Origin of the sequence: Staphylococcus sp. HMSC072E01 (genome assembly GCF_001814125.1) — a bacterium.
GTDB lineage: Bacteria > Bacillota > Bacilli > Staphylococcales > Staphylococcaceae > Staphylococcus > Staphylococcus hominis.
The window spans coordinates 53,767-79,626 of sequence record NZ_KV814957.1 but is presented as its reverse complement, the minus strand read 5'-3'; the positions used below and the strand labels follow the sequence as shown (position 1 = coordinate 79,626).

Here is a 25,860-nt window from a genome sequence, read left to right as displayed (position 1 = left end):
GAAGGCTGAGGTTTTGCCATTAAACTACACCCGCAGTATATGATAATTGAAATTGATTTGGTGCGGCCGAGAGGACTTGAACCTCCACGGGATTTCTCCCACTAGGCCCTCAACCTAGCGCGTCTGCCATTCCGCCACGACCGCTGGCAAAACGCAATAATTTATTAATTATCGAGAACATTATTTATTGTAAATGATTTGTAATAAAAAGTCAATAAGTTTTTAATATTATTTTAAATAAATTTACTATTTTTTAATATTTACCTCATTCATTAATACAACGATAACTATAATACATACTTTTTTAACATAAGTCAATAGTTTTTATTAAAAAATTTAAAAACCTACAATATTGTAGGTTTTTAAAGGACATTGTTATATTAGTAATATCTTATTTGTTCATATTTAAATTTATTTATAAATACATCTTTAATTTCAATTTACTTCCACATTTACCACATCTCATTTTATCAATATTAACTTTTCTAATCCTTAGATACGTAGTCTTACATTTACAACATTGATATATATAATTTGCTCTTTCTTCATAGCTTTGAATCGGCTGACAAAATCTTGGAGCATGAACTTTATTGCTTAACATTTTAAAGTCATGGTCCTTATGTTGATAACCTTTTCCGGATAAATGTAAATGATAATGACATAGTTCGTGCTTTATGATATTTATTAAAGCATCTTTTCCAAAACAAGAAAATTGCTTCGGATTAATCTCAATATGATGCGTAGATAGTATATATCGTCCACCTGTTGTTCGTAATCGAGAATTAAAATAAGCTTTATGTTTAAATGGTTGATTAAAATGATCAAGCGAAGTTGTTTCCACTAACTTTTGAAGCATTTTATTATTCATTAGGATTAATCATAGTCAATGATACTTTTTCTTTATTTTTATCAATATTTAAAATCCAAACATCAACTATATCTCCTACACTAATAACATCCATAGGATTTTTAACATATTTCTTTGATAATTTTGAAATGTGAACTAAACCATCTTGTTTAACACCTATATCTACAAATGCTCCAAAATCTACTACATTTCTAACTGTTCCACTTAACTTCATACCTTTAGACAAGTCTTCGATTGATAATATATCAGATTTTAACTGTGGAGTTTCGTAGCTATCACGAGGATCACGATTTGGCGTTTTAAGAGATTTTACAATATCTTCTAGTGTTGGTTTGCCTATTCCAATTTCATTTGATTTTTCTTCAATATTAATATCACTAAGTGTTTGTTTAAGTTTATCTGAACCTAAATCATCAATTGATAGCTGTAAACTTTCTAAAAACTGATATGTTGCTTGATAACTTTCTGGATGAATAGATGTATTATCTAATGGTTCTTTACCATTAACAATTCTTAAAAATCCGATACTTTGTTCAAACGTTTTACTACCTAAACGTTTTACTTTGCTTATTTCAGAATGATGCTTTATGGATCCATTTTCTTCACGATAATCAATTATATTTTGAGCAATGGTACTTGATAATCCCGAAACATATTGCAGTAAAGATTTTGAAGCGGTATTTACATCTACACCTACTTGGTTAACTGCAGTTTCTACGACAAAAGTGAGCGCTTGTTCAAGTTCTTTTTGGTTTACATCATGTTGATACTGTCCTACCCCAATAGATTTAGGATCAATTTTTACTAATTCACTAAGTGGATCTTGCACACGTCTACCAATAGACACTGCACTTCGTTCTTCAACTTGAAACTCTGGAAATTCATTTCTTGCTATTTCAGAGGCAGAATATACAGAAGCCCCTGCTTCATTTACAATAATAAATTGAGCATTTAGTTGATATTTTTTTATTACATTTGCTACAAATTGTTCTGTTTCACGACTTGCTGTACCATTACCAATTGCAATTAATTCAACATTATTTTCAGTTATCATTCTAACTAATTCTTTTTCTGCCAATTCTATTTTAGATTTTGGAGGATGAGGATATATAACACTTTTAGCAATAAATGTTCCAAAAGGATTGATAACAGCTAATTTGCATCCAGTTCTAAATGCTGGATCAATACCTAAAATTTGTTTACCTTTCATAGGGGGCTGTAATAATAAATGTTTTAAATTTTCACTAAACACTTCTATAGCGTGATACTCTGCTTTTTCAGTTAAATCATTTCGAATTTCTCTTTCAATTGAAGGCATGATTAAACGTTTTAAACTGTCTTTAATTGCAGACTCAATATATTCAACTAGTTGATGAGCTTTTTTTACTTCTTGCGATTGTATAAATGTTTCTATTGAAGTAGTATCAAATTCAATTTTAATTGACAATACTTTTTCTTTTTCTCCACGATTCATTGCTAAAATTCGGTGATTAGCTATTCTTTTTATAGGCTCAGAATAATCATAATACATACTAAATATCTCTTTTTCATCATTTGCTTGTTTTTTCTTTGTTGTCACAATCTTTCCTTGATAATAAACGTCTTTAAGTAAACGTTGTCGATACTTAGGATTATCCGAAATACGTTCAGCAATAATATCTTGAGCACCTTGAATTGCCCCATCAACTGTTTTAACTTCTTCACTTAAATATTTTCTAGCTTCTTCATGTACATTCATACTTTGTCCTTCTATTAAAAAGTGAGCTAATGGTGCTAATCCTTTTCGTTTTGCTTCAGTTGCTCTAGTTTTCTTTTTTTGTTTAAAAGGACGATATAAATCTTCTACACGTTGTAATTTTGTTTGCTGAAGAATGTCTTGCTTTAATTCATTAGTAAGTAAACCTTGTTGTTCAATATTATGTATAACTTCTTCTTTACGTTTTTGAAGATGCGCTACATATTGATATTCATCAGATATTTGTTTAATTTGAACTTCATCTAAACCACCAGTTGCTTCTTTTCGATATCTTGCAATAAAAGGTACTGTGTTATTTTCCTCTATTAGATTTAATACAGCTATGACTTGTTTTTCTAAAAATTGATATTTTTTTACAATATCATTAATTAATGTCTTCTCCATGTTATAACCACTCTTTGTATATAAATTCTATTTAATTTTAACATATCTTTATTTTTACAATACATTTTCTAACAATAAAAGGAGCGACATAGAATTCAATATGAACTCATTGGTCGCTCCTCAATTTTATTGCCTAGCAGCTTGTTGTAATTTTCGTATTGCAGTTCGTTGTAATCTAGATACATGCATTTGACTAAGTCCAATACGTTCACCAGTTTCCTTTTGACTTAATCCTTCAATGAAAGTACATTGAATAATTTCTCTTTCTCTATCAGATAAGATTGGTAAAATACGTTCAAGAATCATTCGTTTTTCAGTAAGGTCGTAATTATCATCTTGTTGACCCATAATATCTAACAATGTAACTGTAGAACCATCCTTATCTGCTTCAATTGAATGATCTACGCTAAGTGCGTTATAGCTTTGACCCATTTCCATGGCTTCTAACACTTCTTCTTCATTTACTTCTAAACGGTTCGCAATTTCTAAAATTGAAGGAGAACGTCCGAGTTCATTCGTAAGTTCATCGCCCACTTTTTTTATTCTTGGACCAATTTCTTTAATTCTTCTAGGAACATGAACGCTCCATGTCTTATCTCGTAAATATCTTTTAATCTCACCAATAACAGTTGGCACTAAGAATGCTTCAAATTTGCGATCGAAAGATATATCAAATCTGTTAATAGCACCTATTAAACCAACCATACCCACTTGAACTAAATCTTCATGATGTGATTGTCCTTTTGAATACTTATATGCTAATGATTCAATTAGTTTGCGATAATGTTTAACTAATTTATCTTGCGCATGAGGATTTATATTGTCTTGGTGTTCTTTAATCCATTGGTTAATTTGTTCAGGTGATATCTCATTAACTGATTTCGACTCTTTCGTCATTATTTGGCACCTGCTCTTTTTTTATATACTTAATCATACTAATTGTTACACCAGACTCTTTTGAAACTTTTACTTCATCCATTAATGATTCAATCAAAAATAGACCTAGTCCACCTTCACGTAAGAAGTCAATATTTTCGTTTTCTTGGTAAGGCCCTAATTTTGATTTTGTAGATTCGTAGTCAAAACTTTCACCTTGATCTGAAATAATAATCTTAATTTTGTCATCAAATAATTCAAAACAAATATTAATCATACCATTTTGTTCACTATGTTTATATGCATGTTTGACAGCATTAGTAACCGCTTCACTTACTGCAATTTTTGAATCTTCAATGTCATCGTATGAAGCACCTGCTCTTGTAAATACCCCTGATAAAGTAAGGCGAATTAAACTTACATATTCTGCTGAGGCAGGTAACTTCATTTCAATATAATCATTTGTGAGTGACAAATTACTCTACCTCCGTTCCTTCATTAACGTGCATTAAATCTTTTAAACCCGTAATATCAAATAATCTACTAATTCTATCTGTGACACCTAAAATATATAATTCTTTATCATTTTGATTTAGAGCCTTTAATGTTCCTACAAATAAGCCTAAACCCGTTGAATCCATATAACTTACATTTGCTAAGTTCACGTGAATGTCATGATTTCCTTCTTGGCGCATAGGCACAAGTACTTCTTCTAACTCAGGTACTGTATATACGTCTAACTCTCCACCAACAATAACTTCATAATAATCATCATGGGTTATCGTTTCTATATTAAGATTCATTTACTTACACTCCTAATCTTTTTCGATATGTATACTATAGCAACTATACCCATTATTATTATAATATAATCAAAAAATTAAATAATTAATTCACTCTTTTTATTATTAAAATTGTCATGTCATCTCTTTTTTGCGTATTTTGTATTTTTAAAATGGCTTCATATAAGATTTGAACAATATCTTGGGGATGCATATGCTTATATTTTCTAATTAAATTAAGAATAGTATCTTTTGCAATAAACTCCCCTTTTTTATTTCTAGCTTCTGTTACACCATCAGTAAAAATAATAATTAAATCATCTAAATATATTGGAATTTCTTGTTGACTATATCGCGTATGTTGACTTACACCAAGTACTCTTCCTCGAACTTCAATTTCTTCAAATGTTTCAGTTTCAGCTCTATAAATGTATCCTGGTTCATGACCTGCTGAACTACAATATAATAAATGATTCATTTCTTCATATAGTCCATAAAACATCGTGACGAACATATTTTGATTAACATTTTTTTCTACCACACGATTGAGTCGTTTTAAACCATCACTTGGTAATTGTGAATGACCATATGAATCCATTCCAAATTTAATCATACTCATTGCTAATGCTGCTGGAATACCTTTCCCTATAACATCTGCTACAGCAAAACTCATCGTACCATCTCTATGATCAATTAAATTAAAATAGTCCCCGCTTACTTTTTGAGCAGCTACTGAAATAACACCTATTTGTATACTATCAAACTGTGGAATATCTGTTTTTAACATCGTTTGTTGAAGTCTAGAGGCTAAGTCAATTTCTTTATCGTGGAATTGCATTTTATCAACTAAATTTTGATAATCTCTATAGCTATATCCAAAGCCTTTTACTACTTCTTCTAATACATCTAATGTATCTAAGATTTGAGATGTTTTTAAATTTAAAGAAGCAATATACGTTTTATGTAAATCAACAACATCCTCTGGTAGAATATCCTTTTTGATTACTTCTTCAGTGAATTCATCGCACTTCTTTAAAAATTGTTCTTTATTTTTAGTAACCAAACTCTCATCTATAAGTTGCTTATAGTTTTTTTTAAATTCTTCCACGAATTTTGCCTCCTTACTTCATAGCTGATTAAAACATGTTTAAATATTGTCTGACACAATACAACATTTTAAATTTATTCATTAATGCTAAATGTATATTATTCTAAAATAACTCTTCTACTTAAAAAGGGAGCAAGACAGTATTCATTTTGTGAATATACTGTCTTACCCCCGCAAGGTTAATTGAAATTGAAAACTTGAGTTAAATATTTTCAATTCAGTTAACTACTGCGACATCTCTAAATAGTCATAAACTTACTCAATAGTATCATTGAATTCGACCGAAATTAGTCTAATTAAAACTTTTCAAAAGTACAATTGATTTATTTCAAAAGTTTATTTCATATTTTTTGGATTATACATATAAAATACTAATTTTTTTGAGGACAAACATCGTGTAAACCTAAACTGATATCCAATGCATCGTCAACTTCTTTCATTTTATCTTCTGATAAATATGTAAGTTTCTCTTTCAATCTTTTTTTATCCAATGTTCGTATTTGTTCTAAAAGAATGACTGAATCTTTATCTAAACGATATTTTTTCTTTTCTATTTCTACATGTGTTGGTATTTTCGCTTTATTAATCCTACCAGTAATCGCAGCAACGATTACTGTAGGACTATATTTATTACCAGTATCATTTTGAATGATAACTACAGGTCTTACTCCCCCTTGTTCAGACCCTTGAACTGGTGATAAATCAGCTAAATATACATCGCCTCTTCTAATCATTCACTTTTATAATTAGATGTAAGATATGATTCGTTACAATCACAAGCTTCACATTCTAATGGAAATGCTTCAGTTGCTAGGGAGAGGTTTAAATCGGCCATTTGGACATAGCCCTCTTTTAGTGATTGTTCAAGACTATGGCTTCTATTCTGATTAAAAGTTAACATACTATGAACCTCCAATTGATACAAACAAGACATTATAAACTTTAATTTAGTTTTATAATAACAAATTTTGTAACAAGTGACTATACTAATTTAATAATTCATTTGTAACTTCAAATTTTTTATTTAAATAATATATTCTTGGAAGTCTGCGTCCTAAATTACATAAAACTTCATAATTAATTGTATTTTGTTTTATAGCTAATGCCTCTACTGCTTGTGAAGAATTTAAATTGTTATCTATTAAAATAACCTCATCTCCTTCTTTCACATCATCTGGTACACTAATAATCATTTGATCCATGCACACTCTTCCAATGATTTCACATTGATGTTGATTGACATTTACGGTGAATCCTTGCATAGCTCTTAAGAAACCATCTGCATATCCAATTGGTAAAACCGCTATTTTCATTTTTTCAGTTGCAGTGAATGTACTTCCATAACTTACAGAGTCTCCGGGATTTAAATATTTAGTTTGGACAACTTGAGTCATTAATTTAGCACTTGGTTTTAATTGAACATCAACTTCATTTCTAACATACTCAGAAGGATAATAACCATATAGTGAAATTCCAAGTCTTAACGCATTGCATAATTTACAATTTGCTAATAAAGCGCCCGCTGAGTTTTGAGCATGTATATATTTTGGTCGCTCTGATTTTGTTACCAACTCTTCAAAAAATGCATATTGCTGTTTCATTGAATCACCAGGTTCATCTGCATTGGCAAAGTGAGTAAAGACGCCGTCAAAAATAAGAGTTGGATGTTCTTTAATAAGATTAATGACTAACTGATACTCTTCAAGCGTTTTAATCCCTAGTCTTCCCATTCCTGTATCTAATTTCACATGAAGATATACATGATCTGAGTTATCTTCTATATAATGAATCGCTCGTTCTAACCAAAACTGTGAAGGTACAGTTAAAGTAATGTCATATTGAATCGCTTTATTTATATCTTTCGGTGATATCGCACCTAAAACTAATAATTTAGCATTTATATTATGTAAGCGTAATTCAATGGCTTCATCTAAAGTAGCAACTGCAAAAAATTGAGCTCCATTATTTTCTAAAATCTCTGCTATTTTTACACTTCCTAATCCATATCCATTCGCTTTAATTACAGGAATCACTAACTTATCACTTTGAAGTGTTTTAAAAATATTATAATTGTATAGAATGGCATCAAGATCTACATTTAAATATGTCGGTCTATAAGCAACATCTGACATATGAAGTCCTCCTTATTTAAACTTATAAAAAATTGATATGATTTATTTTTCTAATATTACTTCACTCATTGCGTAATGTTGTGTATGCGTAATCGAGACATGAACAATAAAACCAGGATATTCGATGCAAGGTTTCCCCTTTTCATCGTTATAACAATCAATATCATTAAATGCTACCGTTTTTCCTAACCCTGTTCCTAATGCTTTACTAAATGCTTCTTTAGTTGCAAATCGTCCTGCTAAAAATTCTAATTTTCTTTTATCATTTTTAAAAGAGTTAAATTTTTGCTGTTCTTGATCTGTTAGTATTCTATGTATTAATTTATCACTTTGTTTAATATACACATCTTTTATTCGGTCAATTTCAATTAAATCAATACCAATACCATGTATCATATCCACACCTCACTTAATTATCCTTTATAATTCATATAGTTCGTGTTTTCTATTTTGAATCATTTGTTTTAAATAAATCGCTTCTTTTTTTGCAATTAGTTCTATATTGCATTCTCCACCTGCAGTAGATAAATGAAGATGTGCTAATTTATATTTTCTCATTATGAATCCTTCTATGACCTCTATATTTTGTATTCTATAAAACGGTATTATATCTGTTTCAACAGTGATGATACCCTTTCTAATATGAATCTCGTTTTCATCATAGTAATAACTGAAATAATGATATCTCAGAAGCGGAATAACAATAATACATAGTATGATATAAAGCAATATAATTACTATAGAAATAATGATATTAATTGAAAGTTTTGATATATGAGTAAAATAAATATCTATCATATTGAGTAGAAATAAAAAAGCAGTAATAATTATAAGGCCTATCAATGATGTGATTCTCATCACCTTTAGACCACTTGTGTTCATAAAACTATGTTCACTCAATCTTAGCCCCTCCTAAATAGGTCTCAATAGTTAATTGAACCTGTTTTTCAGAAGCATATTTAAGCTTAATATCTTCATTTACCGCACCCTTAGCTATAATAAAATGTAAATGTGCTAAACGGCTCTTTTCTAACAATGGATTTTGATTAACATTCATACCAATAATTTTATCCTTTTTAAAATAATAAGAATTAATATGCATCATACTTACTTGACGAAGTGCAATTTCATTTTTTCTATTGCATAATCCAGAAGCAGATATATACACATACGCATAAATTGCCATAAAGATAATAATAATTATGGCTATCATATAACTCCATATACTCCAATAGTAAGCACCTATAGTTGCACCAAGAATTAATATGATACTAGGTATAAAAAAATGTCGATGATATCCTCGTTTTGGTACATTTTCAGTGATAGCGTTAAATTGCATTTCAGGAATTAATTTTCTAATAATAGAATATGCCTCTTTTTTATTAATAAATGGAAGAATCATAATTTTTCCGTTTTCACTTACATCTTCATTAGATTTAACTTCTAAATCACTTGTAATAATAAAGTATATAGAGGTATATCCAAATAACTTTCTAATAAATGACTGTTTTTCTACAACTGCTTGTAATCGTTCAATAGGCACTGTGATATTTTTTACATTTAGTAATCCATAAGTAATTTTTAACTCATTATCACGTTGTGTGATTGTATAGTTATAATAACGTAGAACAACAATTAGAGTACCTATAACATAACAAAATATAAGTACAGTCAATATAATAATAGTCACTAAAAACGTAACTGACTGTATCCATTGAAAAAGACGAGACGTCCATTTTTCCCACGGGATAACATCTTCAAACGCACCTATAATGGGGGAAATAGCGGCGAATGCTACCCCTATCACACCACTTGTCAATGACATAAAAATCAACAGTTTATTAGACATTTTAAATATTACTTTATTATTACTACTATCTTCAGATATTAATTCTTGTTCGCTATTATTAGTCTCTATTTCTTGACTGTCTAACTGAAGTTGTCTTTTTTTAATTGTACGTTCAATCAATTCACTTTGTTGTTTCGAAATCGTTTCAAGTTCAATACCATCACTCGGCGTTTTAATTTGTAATCGTACTCCACCTAATAATTGATTAATCAGTCCTTGTGTGGTATCTAAGGATTGAATTCGATTCAAATTTAATTCTTTGCGTTTTTTATTTAACCATCCAGATGTTACTATAAATTGATCATTTTCTATCCAATAACGCGTTAGACGTACTTTTTGAAATTGATTAATCATAGAAAAAAGAATAATCAATAAAAAGATACCTGGTCCAATATAATGTCTAATATTTGTAAAATCAAAATTCCATATATTAAATCCAATAAACACGATAATGACAAAAATGTTTTGCTTTATAACATCTATTAGACCCGTGAAATAAGAAATCGGATGTAATTTTTGAGGTTTAAATATCATCATTACTACCTCGCATTTGTGATAAAATATGTAATATTAATCGTTCTGCTTCTTTATTAGAAACAACAGGTGTTGTGAGTTCATGACCTGCAGTCACAACAATGATTCTCTTAAGATTAAACTTTTTCAATAACGGATTTGTTTTAACCTTTAAAAGTTGTAACCTTTCAATTTTTGTTGTTTTGTATCTTTTAAAAATAAAAGTATTTAAAATTTCTATGTTATTATTTTCTATATTATAAAATCTATAAGAGTATCTATTGATAGGTTGGAGAATGAAACGAATAAGAGAACAAATAGTTAACACAAGTAGAATATAAAAAATAAAATGTGGCCAGTGAAATGCTTTCCAAAAACACAACCCACCACCTAAAATAATGAGCTCTATTAGTAACGTGACTCCACTTATTAACCAATGATATAAAAATGCGGATTTAGGACTTTTATGAAAAGAGTGATGTAATTGCACAATAAACTCCTTAACAATTTTTTTATATTATATCATATTATTTTCTAAAAATAATATGATAGATATTAATGTAAAAACCAAAACTGAATACTATCTATTTAAATACGATCAATTATCCTCTTTTTCTTTAAAATAATATTAGTACAAGCATTTATAAATTTAATAGGTAACTTATAATCAAAAAGAGCTTGAGACATATGTTTATATCTCAAGCTCAATCAAGCAAATTTATCCTTATCTATAACAACTATTTTTGTAAATCAGCAAACGTACGACCTTTGATAGATGTTTTTCTTTTATCTTGTCTATCTCGACGATCTTGTTTTTTACCTTTTTTCTTGTTGAAATTACCTTTTGATCGTTTATTTTTGTTATCAAATTTATTATTTCGTTTACCACCACGTCTTGATTGATTACCTTTATTATTACGACTCTTTCTTGCAAGTGGCTTTTCGAAAGTTAATTGAACTTCAACTTCATCGTTTGCTTCGACAAGTTCTTGTAATAATGAAGCTACTAATTCAGTGCTATCATATTCTTCTAATAATTCACTAGAAATACGTTTTAAACGATCTTCACTCTCACGTGACATCCAGTTTTTAACTTTGTCTTTAATATCTTCTTCACGTGCTTTAAGCACTTCTTTACGATGAGGTGGTCTTAAAGCTTTCATTCTTCTGTCATTTACTTCTTCAATTTGACGAATATAATCCATCTCAATTGGGTTAACAAACGTAACAGCAATACCTTCTTTACCTGCACGACCTGTACGTCCAATTCTATGTGTATAACTTTCAGTATCTTGAGGTATATCAAAGTTATATACGTGACTTACACCTGAAATATCAAGACCACGTGCTGCAACGTCTGTGGCAACTAATATATCAATTTGATCGTTTTTGAATTTTTTAAGTACTTCTAAACGTTTGGCTTGTGTAATGTCTCCATGTAATCCTTCTGCTTTGTAACCCTTAGTAAGCAATGCACTTGTTAACTCATCCACACGACGTTTAGTTCTACCAAATACAATAGCTAACTCAGGTTGATGTACATCTAAGAAATTAGTAAATGTATCAAATTTCTCTAACTCTTTAACAATTGTATAGTATTCGTCGATTTGAGGATCAGACATTTCATTGTTCATCGTTTTAACAATTTGTGGTGATTTCATAAATTGTTGTACTAATGTCTGAATAGCTTTAGGCATTGTCGCTGAAAATAGCATTGTTTGTCGTTGTTCAGCAGGGATTTTATCCATAATAAATCTCATATCATCAATGAAGCCCATGTTCATCATTTCGTCCGCTTCATCTAAAATTAAAGTATGAATATCATTCGTTTTTAATGTACGACGATTTAAATGATCGATAACACGTCCTGGCGTTCCTACTACAATTTGAGGCCTACGTTTTAACGCTTTAATTTGTCTATCAATTGGCATACCACCAAAGACAGTAACAACTTGAATATTTTGTCCACGACTGAATTCGCGTAATTGTTCAGCAACTTGCATTGCTAATTCTCTTGTAGGTGCTAAAATTAAAGCTTGAACACCTGATTTTCCAACAACTTTTTCTATTAAAGGAATACCAAAAGCTCCTGTTTTACCCGTACCTGTCTGAGCTTGTCCAAGGATATCTTTTCCTTCTAATGTATAAGGGATACTTTCTTTTTGAATCGGTGTTGGTTCTTTAAAACCCATTTCTTCTAGGGTTTTTACCGTTTTATCCGAAATCCCTAATTCTTTAAAATTTTGCAATATAATTCTCCTTTTAATTCTTTTATTTATCAATATACGTTTTTGTATATAAGGTCTTCTTATTACGTCAACTTCTATATAGTACCACCTAAAAATAGTTATAGCAATAAAGCAATTTTCATATCTACAGCAAGTAACGTTTTTAAGTAGAGTATTTGTTCTATTAAAATAATAAAAAGAAGTTGCTTTGAAACCTTTCATTTCTAAGCAACTCTTAATTATAATGAATAATTAAATTAAAGCATTTACTACTTCTTCAAGTTTATTACCACGTGACCCTTTAATTAACACTTTGTCATCAGGTTGCAAAATAGACTTTAAGTAATGAGTCAGTTCATTTTTATCTGAAAAATAAGCTACATCTTCCACAAACTGTCCACCTGTACGACTTATAAACTTAGCATCATTACCGTAAGTAAGTAACGTATGAATACCTTTATTGTCCAAATAAGTACCTACATCTTCATGCATACGTTGACTATTTTCACCTAATTCTAAAGAATCAGCGAGTACAATGATTTTACGTCCATTCATATGACTTAATGTATCAATAGCCGCTTTCATACTTGTTGGACTTGCATTGTAAGCATCATTAATAACCGTAATTTGATTATCAGTAACATGTCGTTCCATACGCATACCTGTGAGTTGTACATTACTTATATTCTTTTGAATTGTGTTGTAATCTAAACCAAGTTCATGTCCAATTGCAATAGCGATAGTAGCATTTTTCATGTTGTGAATACCTAAAATTGGTAATTCATAATGTTCCTTGTTATTGATCATAAATGCTATGCCATCATTTTTACTATTTTCAACTTTACATACTAATGTATTTTCATGATTTAAACCAACACTAATAAGTTTTGCATTTTTCACATTTTCAACATGGGGCTTTAGAAGTGGTTCATCTCCATCATATATAAATGTGCCATCAGATTTAAGACCAATAGTAATTTCAGATTTGGCTTTAGCAATACCTTCTCTAGAACCTAAATCTTGCATGTGAGATTCACCAATATTTGTGATAACCGCAATATCAGGTTCCGCAATTTTAGATAACAATTCAATTTCATGGAATCCTGACATACCCATTTCCAAAATAGAAATTTCTGTGTCTTTGTCTAATTGAAGAATGGTTAAAGGTAAACCAATTTCATTGTTATAGTTACCTTGTGTTTTTTTGACTCTAAATTCGGTATGTAACACACTTTCAATCATATCTTTTGTTGTTGTTTTACCATTAGAACCGGTCACTCCAATTACTTTTGGATTAACATGCTTTAAGTACGCTTTAGCTAATTGTTGTAAAGCAGTTAATGTATCATCAACCCATATAATAGGTCCTTGAATTGAATCGCTAATATCCTGTCCTTTTTCATAAAATGAAGCACCAGCACCATCTTTTAGTGCTTGTTCTACAAAACGATGACCGTCTACATTTTCACCTTTAAATGGAACAAATAACATCTCTTTTTCTACATGACGAGAATCGATAGTGACTCCTTTAATTTGATGTTCTAAATATGCTTCATCAATATCGCAAGATATCCATTTTTGAATTTGTTTTAATGAAACTTCAATCATACTTAGGCTCCTCGCTTAATCGATAGTATATTTATTTTTCTTTTTTTCTTCGTAACGTTCTTTAGCTAAATCAATTAATTTAGTGATTAAATCAGAGTATGATAATCCCATATTTTCCCATAAATTTGGATACATGCTAAATGCTGTAAAACCAGGCATCGCATTTGTTTCATTAATGTAGATTTGATTATCTTCTGTCACAAAGAAATCGGCACGTACTAATCCAGAACAATCTGTAGCTTTAAATGCTTCTAATGCCATATTACGTAACGTCATTTGAACCTCTTCATCTAAATCTGCTGGAATTTGTAAACTGATTTTACCGTCTTTATATTTTGACTTATAGTCATAAAATTGAACATCTTTAATTACTTCTCCAGGCCATGTTGTTTCAGGATAATCATTACCTAAAACTGCGACTTCCACTTCACGTGCAATAATACCTTGTTCAATTACTAACTTACGATCAAATTGAAATGCTTCTTCAATCCCTTTTTTAAGTTCATCTTCATTATTACATTTACTAATACCCACACTAGAGCCAAGGTTAGCAGGTTTTACAAATACTGGGTATGTTAATTTATCATTAACGAGTTTAATAATATTACCTTCATATTTTTCATATTCACTTCTTAAAAAACTAATATATGGTAGTTGTGGTAAACCGCGATGTTCAAACAATTGTTTCATTACTAATTTATCCATCGAACTTGATGCAGCTAATACACCATTTCCTACATATGGCAAATCTAGCACTTCAAATAAACCTTGAATGGTACCATCTTCACCATTTGGTCCATGTAATAATGGGAAAATAGCATCATATTTACTTCCTTCCCCATTTTCTTTTAAAAGTAATGTAATTTCTCCAGAACTTATGTCTTCTAAATGTAATTCTTCAACGTTTTCAATATTTTTTGTAATATTTTCTTTTTTCTTCCATTGACCATCATTTGTAATATATATAATATCTACAAGATACTTTTCTTTATTAATCGCATTTAATACATTTTGTGCTGTTAAAATTGATACATCATGCTCAGCACTTTTACCACCATATACGATACAAATATTTTCTTTTACCATGTTTTATATCCTCCATCGAGAAAAATAATGACAAAAGCCATTTATAAATTGAAGTTTAATTACGCTTTTGTTTCTCTCATCATAATTATAATACTATAATGTATTAAGTTTAAATTGTTCATTATACTTTTCTTTAACGATATGTAATTTAAATTATTCTTTCTAAATGTCCATATTATCACAGTATCAGTGTTTTTTGCATTTACCAATAAATAAATATATATATTTCTTAAAGAATTGTCCACTCATGTTAATTGTTATTTTTTAGATTAAACCGCTTCGACTTTATATCATCTTCTATATTTTGTAGCATAATCATATAAAGTCATGTAAAATCTATATATACTATCCCATAGAATCTAAGGAGTTTTTTATGAAATATTCATCCCGTCAACAGCCTACAACACATTGGCTTCGAAAAATTGACTGGATACTTATAGCATTAATAATGATTTTAGCCATCATTAGTGTGACTACAATCAGTTCTGCTATGGGTGGCGGCCAATATAGTGCCAATTTTGGTATTCGTCAAATTATCTATTATATTTTAGGAGCAATACTAGCACTTATTGTGATGATTTTTTCTCCCAAAAAAATAAAAAATAATACATATATATGGTATATCTTCTTTTGTATCTTACTACTAGGTTTATTAATCATTCCTGAAACACCTATTACGCCTATTATTAATGGTGCTAAAAGTTGGTATGCTTTTGGTCCAATTAGTATTCAACCTTCAGAATTTATGAAGATTATTTTGATACTTGCTTTGGCTAAAATCGTTTCTAACCATAATCGATTTACATTTAATAAATCTTTTCGTACTGATTTAATCTTATTTTTTAAAATTATTGGCATATCCCTAGTACCTATGATATTAATTTTACTTCAAAATGATTTAGGAACTACATTGGTTCTATGTGCTATTATTGTTGGAGCCATGCTAGTGAGTAGTATTACATGGCGTATTCTCGCCCCTATTTTTATTACTGTAGCAATATTAGGAAGTAGTATTATTTTAGCCATTATATATAAACCCTCTCTGATTGAGAAAACGTTACATATCAAAATGTATCAAATGGGTCGAATCAATTCATGGTTGAATCCTTATGCTTATAGTAATGGAGATGGCTACCATTTAACAGAATCGTTAAAAGCTATAGGATCCGGTCAATTATTTGGTAAAGGTTATAATCACGGAGAAGTATACATTCCAGAAAACCATACCGATTTTATTTTTTCTGTCATTGGAGAAGAAATTGGATTTATTGGAGCAGTGATATTACTTCTTATATTCCTAGCTTTAATTTTCCATCTTATCCGTTTAGCTATAAAAACAACTTCATCATTTAATAAGGTATTTTTAATTGGTTATATTTCTTTACTCGTCTTCCATATTTTGCAAAATATCGGTATGACGATTCAACTCTTACCTATTACAGGTATACCACTACCATTTATTAGTTATGGTGGTAGCGCATTATGGAGTTTAATGCTAGGTATTGGTGTTATACTTTCTATTTATTACCATCAAAAGCCAGCGTCAAAAGATGCTTAATAATAAATATATTTTAATTCAGTTAATAACATGAAAATAGTATGAATGAGAATGAAACAAAACTCATTTTGACTTTATCGTTCCACTTGAGCAATGTATCTCCAACACATAAAAAAGTCTGAGACAACTAATAATGTCTCAGACTTTTTTCAATCACATATTATTTAAGTTCTTGAGTAACGGTTTTTGTGGTAGGCAAAGTATTAATAATGTCGAAACGAGATTTTGTTTTTTTGATATTGACGCCTAAAGATGATAATAATTTGACTACATTTTGTAACTTATCTGATTTGTTCATGGTATCTCACCTCGTTTTTTGACCTTCAATGATATACTACCCTAATTAGTCATGCTTTACTACCATATTTGAAAATTATTTTAAATTATTTAAGTTACACTAAAGCTTTTTATTATGAAAGTACTTTAAATCCAGCGTCATAAATTTCTTTTTCAATACTATTTAAATTAGTAGGTGTTTCATATTCAACATTAACCTTATTTCTTTCTATATCGATTGATACCGTATGTACTCCAATCATATTTAACAAACGTTCATTTAACATTTGTGCTTGTTCTTCTGTTTCAATGTTATCTATAAATACAATATTATTGTTTAACATATTACAATCTCCTAACTAATCTTTCACTAGTTTTTGAAATGTCACTAGTAGTTCTTCCATTGCTTCTTCTTCAGTACCTTGATTTATTTTTTCCATAATACAACTTTTCATGTGATGTTCTAGTAACTTAGTAGCAACACTATTAAGTGCTGAACGTGTTGCTCTTATCTGAGTTAATACATCATCACAGTAGACGTCTTCATCAATCATTCGATTAATTGCTTTAACTTGTCCTTCTATTCGATTTAATCGAGATTTTAAATTTAATTTAACTTGCTCAGAATGATGGGCATGATTTTGATTTTCCAACTAATTCACCCTTTCATAGCTTCTATATCATCGTATAATTTCCTCTTTATTACGTCAATTATACATTTTTATTTTAAAAATTAATCATACCATTTATTATAGTGCATGGTACAATATTTGTTAGTACATTTATTTTAAACGATTTAGGAGGTTCAATTAATTAATATGGTAGAGATCGTGCAATTATCTTTTTCACACTCTTCTTTAATTATTAACATCATATTAATCACTGCCTTTATATTAAACTTGATTTTCGCATTTATCATTATCTTCATGGAACGTCGTAGTGCAGGTTCCATTTGGGCGTGGCTTTTAGTTCTTGTATTTCTACCGATAGTAGGATTTATTTTATATCTATTATTAGGGCGTCAAATACAACGCAAACATATTTTTAAATTAAAAAAAGAAGATCGTAAAGGTTTAGCTATGATAGTTGATGAGCAATTAAATGCACTTGAAAAAGATGATTTTTCTAAAGGTAATCATCAAATTGTTAAGTTTAAAGAAATGGTGCACATGTTACTCTATAATAATGCTGCATTCTTAACTACTGATAACAGTATAAAAATCTTTACAGATGGTCATGCTAAATTTGACGCATTAATTGAAGATATTCAGAATGCTAAAGATTATATACATATTCAATACTATATTTTCAAAAGTGATGGTCTTGGACGTCGTATTTTAAAGGCACTCGAAGACAGACTTGAAGATGGTATAGAAGTTAAAATGTTATATGATGATATGGGTTCAAGAACATTACGCAAGAAAGATTTGAAACAGTTTAAAGACAAAGGTGGACACGCAGAAGCCTTCTTCCCTTCCAAATTGCCCTTAATCAATTTAAGAATGAATAACCGTAATCATAGAAAAATTGTAATTATAGATGGCAAGATTGGCTATGTTGGGGGGTTTAATGTTGGTGATGAATACCTTGGTAAAGATAAAAAATTTGGTTATTGGAGAGATACTCATTTAAGACTTGAAGGTGATTCTGTCAATGCATTAGAATTAAGATTCATCTTAGATTGGAACTCACAATCAACACGTGACAATATCAGATATGAAGATAGATATTTTCCTGATGTAGATTCAGGCGGCGAGATTGGTGTTCAAATCGCTTCAAGTGGTCCTGATGAAGACTGGGAACAAATTAAATATGGCTATTTAAAAATGATTATGTCAGCAAAACATTCTATTTATATTCAATCACCTTATTTTATTCCTGATCAAGCTTTTATTGATGCCATAAAAATTGCCGCTTTAGGTGGTGTTGAAGTTAATTTAATGATTCCATGTAAACCCGATCATCCTTTTGTTTATTGGGCTACATTAAAAAATGCTGCTTCTTTATTAGACGCAGGTGTTAAAATTTATCAATATAATAATGGATTTCTACATTCAAAAACACTCATTGTCGATGATGAAATCGCTACTGTAGGTACAGCAAATATGGATAATCGTAGTTTTACATTAAATTTCGAAGTAAATGCGTTCATTTATGACGAAGATATTTCTCTTCAACTTAAAAAAGCATTTATTAAAGATATGAAGGTCTCACATGAGTTGACTAAAGAATTATATAATCAACGTAGTACTTGGATTAAGTTTAAAGAAGGCATATCTCAATTATTATCACCTATTCTTTAAACGCATTCAATACATGTTTTTAAAGGAGTAGTTTATGAATCAAGCAGAACAAATATTATTAGCTAAAGAATATATGTACCAATTTCATAAAAATGATTACTCTGGACATGATATTGCACATATTGAACGTGTCACATTATTAGCTAAATACATTGCCAAACAAGAACATCAAGGCGATTTTCTTACAATAGTATTGTCAGCTTTATTGCATGACGTCATAGATGATAAATTGACTGATAAACACCATGCTTTAAGCGAATTACATCAATTTTTTAAAAAAATAGAATTGGATGATACTGTTCAAAAGAATATTATTTTTATTATCAAACATTTGAGTTATCGAAATGGTAGAAATAACGATGTTACACTTCCAATCGAAGGACAAATCGTTAGAGATGCTGATCGCTTAGATGCTATTGGTGCTATAGGTATCGCAAGAACGTTTCAATTTTCTGGACATTTCAATGAGCCGATGTGGACAGAATCTCCCTATCATTCAATTCCTTCAGAAAAAGATATGGTTGATTTACCTCCTTCTGCTATTAGACACTTCTATGATAAGTTATTAAAATTAAAAAAATTAATGCATACACAAACAGGATTTCAACTAGCTGAAGAACGTCATCAATTTATGAAACTATTTTTATCTCAATTTTATAGCGAGTGGCACTTAGAAGAATAAAAAAAGTAGGAAAAGATCATCTATCTTTTCCTACTTTTTTATCGTATTATGCTTATATTATTTTTTCTTTTTATTATTTTTAGAAACAACTTGCGTATTTTTACCTTTTTTATTTGAATTATTTTCTTTATGTGCCTCAACCATAGGTCCAATTTCTTGTTTTGCAACTTTTTCATAATGTTTATTTGCAAAGAATGTTTGAATAATTAAGAATGCCGCACTGACAGACCAATATAAACCTAGTGCTGAAGCTGAACTTAATGAAATCCAAATAATCATAATAGGTGAAACAATCATCATCATATAAGTCATTTGACGTTGTTCTTCAGGCATTTGTTTACTTGACACCCATGCTTGAATAAAGTATAACACACCGGCAATAATAGTAATCCAAATATCAGGATGTACTAAATTAAACCATAAGAAATGTGGATGTTCTGTAATACCGCCACCAATACGATAACGCAATACGAAATATAATCCCATAACAATAGGCATTTGAATTAAAACAGGTAAGCAGCCTAAAGCACTCTTCATAGGATTGATATCATATTTCTTATAAACTTCCATCATTTCCTGATTAGCAGCCATTTTTTCTTCTTGAGTACGTGCTCGCTTAACTTTTTCTTGTACACCTTCTACTTCAGGTTTAGCAATTTTCATTTTTTCACGCATCATATGACTATTTTTATAGTTTGATAGCATGAAAGGCAATAAGATAATACGAATAACTAATACTAAAACGATGATTGCAATACCATAATCATCATGAAAAACAGAATGGCCTAACCAATGTAGAATTTTAGCCATTGGTTCAACGAATGTATTGTAGAAAAATCCATTTCTATTACTAGATTTGGAATAGTCACATCCAGCTAAAAAGACCATTACCCCTAATAACAAAGGTAGTAGCGCTTTCTTCTTCATTTTTACACCTCTATTGATATATTCACGTAGAAATAATTTTATCATAGATAGGGTGTACTAGAAAACAAAAACTGAAAAAAAGAGATATTTATTTGAAATAGTGCTTTAATTTATTAACAGTCTTGTCAATATTTTGACTATGTGTAATGACTGAAATAACTGACACACCATCAGCGCCTTCTTTAGCTATAGGTTCACAATTGTCTTCAGTAATACCACCTATAGCAACCATAGGTAAGCTTGGATTAATATTTTTTAATGTTGCAATCATTTCAGGACCTACAGGGGCACTTGCATCAGATTTTGAAGATGTTTCATACATTGGACCTACACCTATATAATCTACGTGTTCTAAATCTGATTGTTGATATTCCTTTACGTTTCCTACACTTAACCCTATAATTTTATTTTTAAAACGATTAGCAAAAGAAGCAATTATTTCGTCATCTTGACCTACATGTATACCATCTGCATCAATTTTTTCAGCTAAATCCACATCATCATTAATTAGAAAAGGTACTTTATACTCATGACAAAGTGTTTTTAATTCCTTAGCTAATGCTTCTTTTTCATCCCCTACTAAAGCATTTGGCCCTTTTTCTCGAAATTGAAATAATGTAATTCCTGATTCTAATGCTGCTTTTAAAACATCTTTAATATTTTGATCACCGATGATGTCTTGTGTTCCACATATAAAATAAACTTGTAAGCTTTTTGAATCAAACATATTTAAACCTCTTTACGTTTTACAAATTGTTTATAAGTATCATAGTTAAGTTGATACATTTCATCAAGTAATTGAGATAAGAATGTTCCAGGTCCATTAACTTTTTCGCTTTTTTCAGCAATCTCTGCGGCGATATTATAATAACTTACTGATTCTTCTAATACTTGTAATGACGGATGTGTATTTCTAAATAAAAATCCAGCAACTAAACTGCCTAATAAACAACCCGCGCCTGTGATTTTTGCAAGTAATGGAGAACCATTTGATAATTTGACAATTTGATTATCTTGAATAATAATATCTTCTCTACCTGTAATAACAATTGCTGTTTGATATTTTTCATAAGCTTTTTTAGCAATTGTCACTACATCTAAGTCTGTTTCTCCATCAGTGCCTTTCATTGTAGTATTTGAATCTACTAAAGTAAGAATTTCAGATGCATTACCTTTAATTACAGAAACATTTATTTCAGAAAGAAAAGATTCACAAAATTGTTTACGATATGTTGATGCACCTACAGCAACTGGATCAAATACAATGGGTGTACCTTGTTGATTAGCAATTTTTCCAATTTCTAAAATATCTTTTTCATTTGCTTTAGTTAATGTTCCAATATTTATAAGCAGTGCCCCTGCTACTTTATAGAACTCTTCTGCTTCTTCTGGAGCTTCACTCATTGCTGGACTTGCACCAATACTCAAGAGTCCATTCGCAGTGAAGTTTTTAACCACATCATTGGTATAACAGACTACTAGTGGATTCTCTTGTCTTATCTTTTCTAAACTATTCATCGTCTAAACCTACTTTCTTCATATAAGCAAAATGGTTTACCGGGCCGCGTCCTTGGCCGATTTCAGGTGTATGTTCAATACTTAATGAAATAAATTTTTTAGCTTTTTTTACAGCTTCATAAATGGTTTTACCTTTAGCTAGTTCGGCTGTGATCACAGCTGAAAATGTGCAACCTGTACCATGAGTATGTGGCGTATTAAATCGCTTCTCTTCAAAAGTATAGACATCATCTTTAGTAAATAAAAAGTCTTTAGCATTATTTAAATCGGCAGAATGACCGCCTTTAATTACTACACCTTTACTTCCTATTTCATTTATAAATATATGACCTGCTTTACGAATATTATCTTCAGTATCAATTTTCAAGCCAGTAATTTCTTCAGCTTCTGGAATGTTAGGAGTCACGACATCCGCTAATGGTAAGAGCGTTTTCTGAAGATGTTTTTTTGTTTCATCATCCATTAAGGAATCGCCACTTTTAGCTAGCATAACTGGATCGATAACATAGGGAATATCGCTATGATTTTTTAAATATGTTTGAATCAGTTCCATCGTTTCATGTGTAGCAATCATTCCAGTCTTAATTGCATGAGGTAATTCATCATCAAACACGCTATCTAATTGTTCTTTAACCCAACTAGTTTCTAGATTATGGATATGTTGAACGCCTTTAGTATTTTGAGCCACAATACTTGTAATAGCAGCCATTCCATATACGCCACAAGCATGGAATGATTTTAAATCTGCCATAACTCCTGCGCCACCAGAAGGGTCAGTACCAGCAATTGTTAACGCAATCTTAGGTTTATTCATGATTTGCTCCTCCAAAATCCCATTCTTCATCAATGTATGCCATATTAAAGAAATGACGTTCATGTACAGTACTTTGTAAAAATGCTTCTTTAATTTCTCTTTTTTCCTGTTCGGTACAATGTTCTGTAAGTTCATTTAACAAACGGTCAAATACTTCAATTAAAGGTGCCATTTCAGTGCTATAAAAATCAAACCACTTAGCAGTAAGTGCATCTCTATTAAGATTTGAATCTTCTAATCCCCATTTAGCAACCACTTCATATACGTAAGGACATGGTGCCATTGCAGCTATAGTGTATGCAGCATTTTCGTGGGTATAAGCATGATAATACATATGTTTAATGTAATGATCTCCACTAGGTGGCCACACTTTTTCTTTTACAATTTCTTCATAAGGTTCATTAATATAGTCCGCTAAAATTTCATGGGCTTCTACTTCACCATCTAACATAAATTCAATTTGCTCTACTAAGAATTTCACTTCTTTCATAGTAGGTGCTTTAGGAATAAGTAAAGCATATAAATTAGTAAATTCTTTTAAATAAGAAGCATCAGCACGTAAGTATTGGCGTACTGCTTGTTTTGATAAATTTCCCTTTAATAAATCTTGAATAAAACCATCATTATAAATCTCTTCAATAATTGGCTTTGACGCTTGCTTTAATTCATCTGAAAAACTCATTAACTATTCCTCCTTAAATAAAAAAACTACATTTCAACGTAGAAATGTAGTCAATATTCAAAAAATAGAATGAATGAATATGTATTACTACTTTCCTACGTTGGCATTAACCAAATCAGGTTATAAGGGTCTGAATGCTTCATCTCAGCCATATTTCATGGCTCCCCTAGTAGTCTTTAGTTTAATTTAACCATAACAAAACCATTGTTATAATTCAAATAAAAAAGATATTCATTGAAATAAGTTTAATTCATACAACTATTATTATAAATATAATAAATAAAGAATAGTACAGAAATCTTTTTAAATTCAGTCATTACTATCAATATATATATAAAAATGCCTAAGACAACTCATATTGTCTCAGACACTAGTAAATTATTTATTAAGTTTTACGCTGTAACCCATTGAGATGGACCTGCAGTATTATAAAGTTTTACTGCCGCTGCATCTTGAACACTTTCAGGTGCTTGTGCTGGTGATACACCTTTATATTGTGCTGGTGCTACTGAATCCCAAGTAGATTGTAAGAATTGATATTTACCTGCTGCACCAGAAGAAGGGTTGATTGCATGAATATCTCCACCTGATTCGCGTTGAGCGATTTGTTGTAAATGACTATTTACATTTACAGATGAACCACTTGTTGATTGTTTAGGTTGATTTGTAGTTGCATTAGCAGGTGCTTGTTGTGTGTGAGTTGCTTGTTTAGTTTGTGTTGTTTTTGGTGCTTGTTGTGTTTGAGCTTCATTTGCATAGTGTTGACTTACATTTGAAGTTGAAGCTACATTTTGATTAGCACTATTTACAGTTGAACCGTTTGATGGATAATATTCCCATTTAAAATATGTTCCATCTGACCAAAAATGATAAGTTTTACCATTTAAATTAAATTGGTAATTATATACTCCTTCTTGAATAGGATGTTGATTTAATGATTGATCGTTAGATTCCGCTAATTGAGCTAATTTTTCTTTATTAATTTGATTTTCACTTGCATCAGCATGACTTACGTTTCCTGCTACTAATCCTAAACCTACTGCTAATGAAGATGCAATAATTGTCTTTTTCATAATAGTATAATCCTCCTAAGTCATTTGTTTTCTTAAATATTTTACAGGTACTACTCTAACATCTAAAAAAGCTTAGCAGGTTACAGTGAAATAAAAAAAATGTACTTATTTTACATCAGAATTACATAGATTTATAAATAATTCTTCTTATATATATACCATAAAAACTTTAATGGCAGTGTTTATTAGATATATAATAAAAGAATTAACTGTAATTACTTTGTAATATTTCAGAAAAATAAACTGTATTTTTTATCATTCAATAAATTAAATGTATCTAATGTTTCATACATAGTTAAAGAGGTCGGAATATTTATACCGACCTCTTGAGTATAATTGAGTATAATTGAAAGACTTATTTTATATTAATTGGAAAGGTTTGGAGTATTAAAAATAGAGAGTTTTATTTTATATTCATTAATTCGAGATTATCAAATGGATAAGTGTCTGTATTTAGTGAGCTATCTGAGAGTTTTTCATTATTTAATTTAGGGGACATAAATTTAATTGTTTCAACATATAATTCTGTTACAAAGTGAGTTTGTTTTTCCTTTTCATATTTACGAGAACGCATTTGGCCAGTAATACCTACTAAAGATCCTTGAGAAGTATATTTTTCAATGTTAGTGGCCATCTTACCAAATGCTTTACACAATATATAGTCACACGCTATTTCATCATTTTCATCTTTATAATTACGTTCAGTAGCCACACTAAACGTTGCGATTTTCACCTCCTCATTATCATAAATTTTTGCATCTTTAGTCATACGACCAACGATTACTATCTTATTTAACATGTGTCACCTCCTTATATCGTTATATTATATAGAATTGA

29 protein-coding genes, 1 tRNA gene and 1 riboswitch are annotated in these 25,860 nt (G+C 30.0%); of the genes, 3 read left to right on the top strand and 27 right to left on the bottom strand.

What is annotated here, in order from left to right; translation table 11 throughout:
• Positions 1–58 precede the first annotated feature (58 nt).
• From HMPREF2953_RS00795 to HMPREF2953_RS00715, 17 genes are all read right to left on the bottom strand, one after another.
• Positions 59–144, bottom strand: a tRNA-Leu gene (locus HMPREF2953_RS00795).
• A 271-nt stretch (positions 145–415) separates the two neighbouring features.
• Positions 416–868 carry a SprT family protein gene (locus HMPREF2953_RS00790; protein ID WP_070671325.1) on the bottom strand — a complete coding sequence of 151 codons (453 nt, stop codon included), beginning with the start codon at positions 866–868 and terminating at the stop codon, positions 416–418.
• Positions 861–3,008 carry a Tex family protein gene (locus HMPREF2953_RS00785; protein WP_070671323.1) on the bottom strand — a complete coding sequence of 716 codons (2,148 nt, stop codon included), beginning with the start codon at positions 3,006–3,008 and terminating at the stop codon, positions 861–863. Before HMPREF2953_RS00785 ends, HMPREF2953_RS00790 begins: the two co-directional genes overlap by 8 nt.
• Before the next feature lie 126 nt (positions 3,009–3,134).
• Positions 3,135–3,905 carry an RNA polymerase sigma factor SigB gene (sigB, locus tag HMPREF2953_RS00780; RefSeq protein ID WP_002455074.1) on the bottom strand — a complete coding sequence of 257 codons (771 nt, stop codon included), beginning with the start codon at positions 3,903–3,905 and terminating at the stop codon, positions 3,135–3,137.
• Positions 3,880–4,359 (bottom strand): anti-sigma B factor RsbW, encoded by a 480-nt coding sequence (gene rsbW / locus HMPREF2953_RS00775; RefSeq protein WP_080978510.1) that lies wholly within the window; start codon positions 4,357–4,359, stop codon positions 3,880–3,882. The genes sigB and rsbW overlap by 26 nt, the downstream gene beginning before the upstream one ends.
• Position 4,360: 1 nt before the next feature.
• Positions 4,361–4,687 (bottom strand): anti-sigma factor antagonist, encoded by a 327-nt coding sequence (locus HMPREF2953_RS00770; RefSeq protein ID WP_002448686.1) that lies wholly within the window; start codon positions 4,685–4,687, stop codon positions 4,361–4,363.
• Positions 4,688–4,772: 85 nt separating this feature from the next.
• Entirely contained in the window at positions 4,773–5,774 is a 1,002-nt protein-coding gene (locus tag HMPREF2953_RS00765) for a SpoIIE family protein phosphatase (protein WP_049335584.1), read from the bottom strand.
• Positions 5,775–6,145: 371 nt separating this feature from the next.
• Positions 6,146–6,508: a type II toxin-antitoxin system PemK/MazF family toxin gene (locus HMPREF2953_RS00760; RefSeq protein WP_002448688.1), complete on the bottom strand. Its 363-nt coding sequence runs from the start codon at positions 6,506–6,508 to the stop codon at positions 6,146–6,148.
• Entirely contained in the window at positions 6,505–6,675 is a 171-nt protein-coding gene (gene mazE, locus HMPREF2953_RS00755) for a type II toxin-antitoxin system antitoxin MazE (RefSeq protein WP_002448681.1), read from the bottom strand. Before mazE ends, HMPREF2953_RS00760 begins: the two co-directional genes overlap by 4 nt.
• 85 nt (positions 6,676–6,760) lie before the next feature.
• Positions 6,761–7,906: an alanine racemase gene (gene alr / locus HMPREF2953_RS00750; protein ID WP_070671321.1), complete on the bottom strand. Its 1,146-nt coding sequence runs from the start codon at positions 7,904–7,906 to the stop codon at positions 6,761–6,763.
• 42 nt (positions 7,907–7,948) lie between these two features.
• A complete protein-coding gene (gene acpS, locus HMPREF2953_RS00745) occupies positions 7,949–8,302 on the bottom strand; it encodes a holo-ACP synthase (RefSeq protein ID WP_019835621.1) in 354 nt (117 codons plus the stop codon).
• Between the two features lie 24 nt (positions 8,303–8,326).
• On the bottom strand, positions 8,327–8,704 hold the full coding sequence (locus tag HMPREF2953_RS00740; protein WP_239666088.1) for a PH domain-containing protein: 378 nt from the start codon (positions 8,702–8,704) through the stop codon (positions 8,327–8,329).
• A 94-nt stretch (positions 8,705–8,798) separates the two neighbouring features.
• On the bottom strand, positions 8,799–10,289 hold the full coding sequence (locus HMPREF2953_RS00735; protein ID WP_070671318.1) for a PH domain-containing protein: 1,491 nt from the start codon (positions 10,287–10,289) through the stop codon (positions 8,799–8,801).
• Positions 10,279–10,596: a PH domain-containing protein gene (locus HMPREF2953_RS00730; RefSeq protein WP_256263294.1), complete on the bottom strand. Its 318-nt coding sequence runs from the start codon at positions 10,594–10,596 to the stop codon at positions 10,279–10,281. Before HMPREF2953_RS00730 ends, HMPREF2953_RS00735 begins: the two co-directional genes overlap by 11 nt.
• Before the next feature lie 409 nt (positions 10,597–11,005).
• Positions 11,006–12,517: a degradosome RNA helicase CshA gene (locus tag HMPREF2953_RS00725; RefSeq protein ID WP_070671314.1), complete on the bottom strand. Its 1,512-nt coding sequence runs from the start codon at positions 12,515–12,517 to the stop codon at positions 11,006–11,008.
• 231 nt (positions 12,518–12,748) lie between these two features.
• Entirely contained in the window at positions 12,749–14,104 is a 1,356-nt protein-coding gene (murF, locus tag HMPREF2953_RS00720; RefSeq protein WP_070671311.1) for a UDP-N-acetylmuramoyl-tripeptide--D-alanyl-D-alanine ligase, read from the bottom strand.
• A 15-nt stretch (positions 14,105–14,119) separates the two neighbouring features.
• Complete coding sequence (locus HMPREF2953_RS00715) at positions 14,120–15,190, bottom strand: D-alanine--D-alanine ligase (RefSeq protein WP_070671308.1); 1,071 nt, start codon at positions 15,188–15,190, stop codon at positions 14,120–14,122.
• A 373-nt stretch (positions 15,191–15,563) separates the two neighbouring features.
• On the opposite strand from HMPREF2953_RS00715, the gene HMPREF2953_RS00710 reads away from it, so the two are divergent.
• On the top strand, positions 15,564–16,748 hold the full coding sequence (locus HMPREF2953_RS00710; protein WP_070671306.1) for an FtsW/RodA/SpoVE family cell cycle protein: 1,185 nt from the start codon (positions 15,564–15,566) through the stop codon (positions 16,746–16,748).
• 160 nt (positions 16,749–16,908) lie between these two features.
• Here HMPREF2953_RS00710 and HMPREF2953_RS11195 read toward each other — a convergent pair whose 3' ends face one another.
• The 3 genes from HMPREF2953_RS11195 to csoR all read right to left on the bottom strand — a co-directional run bounded on the left by HMPREF2953_RS11195 (position 16,909) and on the right by csoR (position 17,677).
• A complete protein-coding gene (locus HMPREF2953_RS11195) occupies positions 16,909–17,046 on the bottom strand; it encodes an Lmo0850 family protein (RefSeq protein WP_002437525.1) in 138 nt (45 codons plus the stop codon).
• Between the two features lie 112 nt (positions 17,047–17,158).
• Entirely contained in the window at positions 17,159–17,368 is a 210-nt protein-coding gene (locus HMPREF2953_RS00705) for a putative copper chaperone CsoZ (protein ID WP_049335569.1), read from the bottom strand.
• A 15-nt stretch (positions 17,369–17,383) separates the two neighbouring features.
• Entirely contained in the window at positions 17,384–17,677 is a 294-nt protein-coding gene (gene csoR / locus HMPREF2953_RS00700) for a copper-sensing transcriptional repressor CsoR (RefSeq protein WP_002437530.1), read from the bottom strand.
• A gap of 165 nt (positions 17,678–17,842) precedes the next feature.
• Here csoR and cls point away from each other — a divergent pair, with 165 nt between their 5' ends.
• Both cls and HMPREF2953_RS00690 read left to right on the top strand, forming a co-directional pair.
• Positions 17,843–19,327, top strand: coding sequence for a cardiolipin synthase (cls, locus tag HMPREF2953_RS00695; protein ID WP_049335565.1), 1,485 nt, complete (start codon positions 17,843–17,845; stop codon positions 19,325–19,327).
• Between the two features lie 34 nt (positions 19,328–19,361).
• The gene (locus tag HMPREF2953_RS00690; protein ID WP_002448635.1) at positions 19,362–20,009 is read left to right on the top strand and encodes an HD domain-containing protein; all 648 of its coding nucleotides are present in this window, start codon (positions 19,362–19,364) and stop codon (positions 20,007–20,009) included.
• Between the two features lie 57 nt (positions 20,010–20,066).
• On the opposite strand, the gene yidC is transcribed toward HMPREF2953_RS00690, so the two are convergent.
• The 7 genes from yidC to HMPREF2953_RS00655 form a co-directional block, all read right to left on the bottom strand.
• Entirely contained in the window at positions 20,067–20,936 is an 870-nt protein-coding gene (gene yidC, locus HMPREF2953_RS00685) for a membrane protein insertase YidC (RefSeq protein WP_002455066.1), read from the bottom strand.
• Between the two features lie 88 nt (positions 20,937–21,024).
• Complete coding sequence (gene thiE, locus HMPREF2953_RS00680; protein WP_048787784.1) at positions 21,025–21,663, bottom strand: thiamine phosphate synthase; 639 nt, start codon at positions 21,661–21,663, stop codon at positions 21,025–21,027.
• 2 nt (positions 21,664–21,665) lie between these two features.
• Entirely contained in the window at positions 21,666–22,454 is a 789-nt protein-coding gene (gene thiM / locus HMPREF2953_RS00675; RefSeq protein ID WP_070671304.1) for a hydroxyethylthiazole kinase, read from the bottom strand.
• Positions 22,447–23,268 carry a bifunctional hydroxymethylpyrimidine kinase/phosphomethylpyrimidine kinase gene (gene thiD / locus HMPREF2953_RS00670; RefSeq protein ID WP_002455065.1) on the bottom strand — a complete coding sequence of 274 codons (822 nt, stop codon included), beginning with the start codon at positions 23,266–23,268 and terminating at the stop codon, positions 22,447–22,449. The genes thiM and thiD overlap by 8 nt, the downstream gene beginning before the upstream one ends.
• Positions 23,261–23,950 (bottom strand): thiaminase II, encoded by a 690-nt coding sequence (tenA, locus tag HMPREF2953_RS00665; protein ID WP_049335558.1) that lies wholly within the window; start codon positions 23,948–23,950, stop codon positions 23,261–23,263. Before tenA ends, thiD begins: the two co-directional genes overlap by 8 nt.
• Positions 23,951–24,025: 75 nt before the next feature.
• Positions 24,026–24,128, bottom strand: a riboswitch (TPP riboswitch).
• Positions 24,129–24,342: 214 nt separating this feature from the next.
• Complete coding sequence (locus HMPREF2953_RS00660; RefSeq protein ID WP_070671302.1) at positions 24,343–25,023, bottom strand: transglycosylase family protein; 681 nt, start codon at positions 25,021–25,023, stop codon at positions 24,343–24,345.
• Positions 25,024–25,426: 403 nt separating this feature from the next.
• Positions 25,427–25,822, bottom strand: coding sequence for a single-stranded DNA-binding protein (locus HMPREF2953_RS00655; protein WP_070671300.1), 396 nt, complete (start codon positions 25,820–25,822; stop codon positions 25,427–25,429).
• Positions 25,823–25,860 lie beyond the last annotated feature (38 nt).

Bases quoted from the DNA above. Each gene is read 5' to 3' on its own strand.
- acpS (WP_019835621.1), bottom strand. From the start codon at position 8,302: ATGATACATGGTATTGGTATTGATTTAATTGAAATTGACCGAATAAAA.
- HMPREF2953_RS00735 (WP_070671318.1), bottom strand. From the start codon at position 10,289: ATGATATTTAAACCTCAAAAATTACATCCGATTTCTTATTTCACGGGT.
- HMPREF2953_RS00740 (WP_239666088.1), bottom strand. From the start codon at position 8,704: ATGATAGATATTTATTTTACTCATATATCAAAACTTTCAATTAATATC.
- HMPREF2953_RS00710 (WP_070671306.1), top strand. From the start codon at position 15,564: ATGAAATATTCATCCCGTCAACAGCCTACAACACATTGGCTTCGAAAA.
- HMPREF2953_RS00690 (WP_002448635.1), top strand. From the start codon at position 19,362: ATGAATCAAGCAGAACAAATATTATTAGCTAAAGAATATATGTACCAA.
- thiD (WP_002455065.1), bottom strand. From the start codon at position 23,268: ATGAATAAACCTAAGATTGCGTTAACAATTGCTGGTACTGACCCTTCT.
- HMPREF2953_RS00790 (WP_070671325.1), bottom strand. From the start codon at position 868: ATGAATAATAAAATGCTTCAAAAGTTAGTGGAAACAACTTCGCTTGAT.
- alr (WP_070671321.1), bottom strand. From the start codon at position 7,906: ATGTCAGATGTTGCTTATAGACCGACATATTTAAATGTAGATCTTGAT.
- HMPREF2953_RS00655 (WP_070671300.1), bottom strand. From the start codon at position 25,822: ATGTTAAATAAGATAGTAATCGTTGGTCGTATGACTAAAGATGCAAAA.
- HMPREF2953_RS00660 (WP_070671302.1), bottom strand. From the start codon at position 25,023: ATGAAAAAGACAATTATTGCATCTTCATTAGCAGTAGGTTTAGGATTA.
- murF (WP_070671311.1), bottom strand. From the start codon at position 14,104: ATGATTGAAGTTTCATTAAAACAAATTCAAAAATGGATATCTTGCGAT.
- sigB (WP_002455074.1), bottom strand. From the start codon at position 3,905: ATGACGAAAGAGTCGAAATCAGTTAATGAGATATCACCTGAACAAATT.
- tenA (WP_049335558.1), bottom strand. From the start codon at position 23,950: ATGAGTTTTTCAGATGAATTAAAGCAAGCGTCAAAGCCAATTATTGAA.
- thiM (WP_070671304.1), bottom strand. From the start codon at position 22,454: ATGAATAGTTTAGAAAAGATAAGACAAGAGAATCCACTAGTAGTCTGT.
- HMPREF2953_RS00705 (WP_049335569.1), bottom strand. From the start codon at position 17,368: ATGTTAAACAATAATATTGTATTTATAGATAACATTGAAACAGAAGAA.
- mazE (WP_002448681.1), bottom strand. From the start codon at position 6,675: ATGTTAACTTTTAATCAGAATAGAAGCCATAGTCTTGAACAATCACTA.
- yidC (WP_002455066.1), bottom strand. From the start codon at position 20,936: ATGAAGAAGAAAGCGCTACTACCTTTGTTATTAGGGGTAATGGTCTTT.
- HMPREF2953_RS00770 (WP_002448686.1), bottom strand. From the start codon at position 4,687: ATGAATCTTAATATAGAAACGATAACCCATGATGATTATTATGAAGTT.
- HMPREF2953_RS00760 (WP_002448688.1), bottom strand. From the start codon at position 6,508: ATGATTAGAAGAGGCGATGTATATTTAGCTGATTTATCACCAGTTCAA.
- cls (WP_049335565.1), top strand. From the start codon at position 17,843: ATGGTAGAGATCGTGCAATTATCTTTTTCACACTCTTCTTTAATTATT.
- HMPREF2953_RS11195 (WP_002437525.1), bottom strand. From the start codon at position 17,046: ATGAACAAATCAGATAAGTTACAAAATGTAGTCAAATTATTATCATCT.
- HMPREF2953_RS00715 (WP_070671308.1), bottom strand. From the start codon at position 15,190: ATGGTAAAAGAAAATATTTGTATCGTATATGGTGGTAAAAGTGCTGAG.
- thiE (WP_048787784.1), bottom strand. From the start codon at position 21,663: ATGTTTGATTCAAAAAGCTTACAAGTTTATTTTATATGTGGAACACAA.
- HMPREF2953_RS00785 (WP_070671323.1), bottom strand. From the start codon at position 3,008: ATGGAGAAGACATTAATTAATGATATTGTAAAAAAATATCAATTTTTA.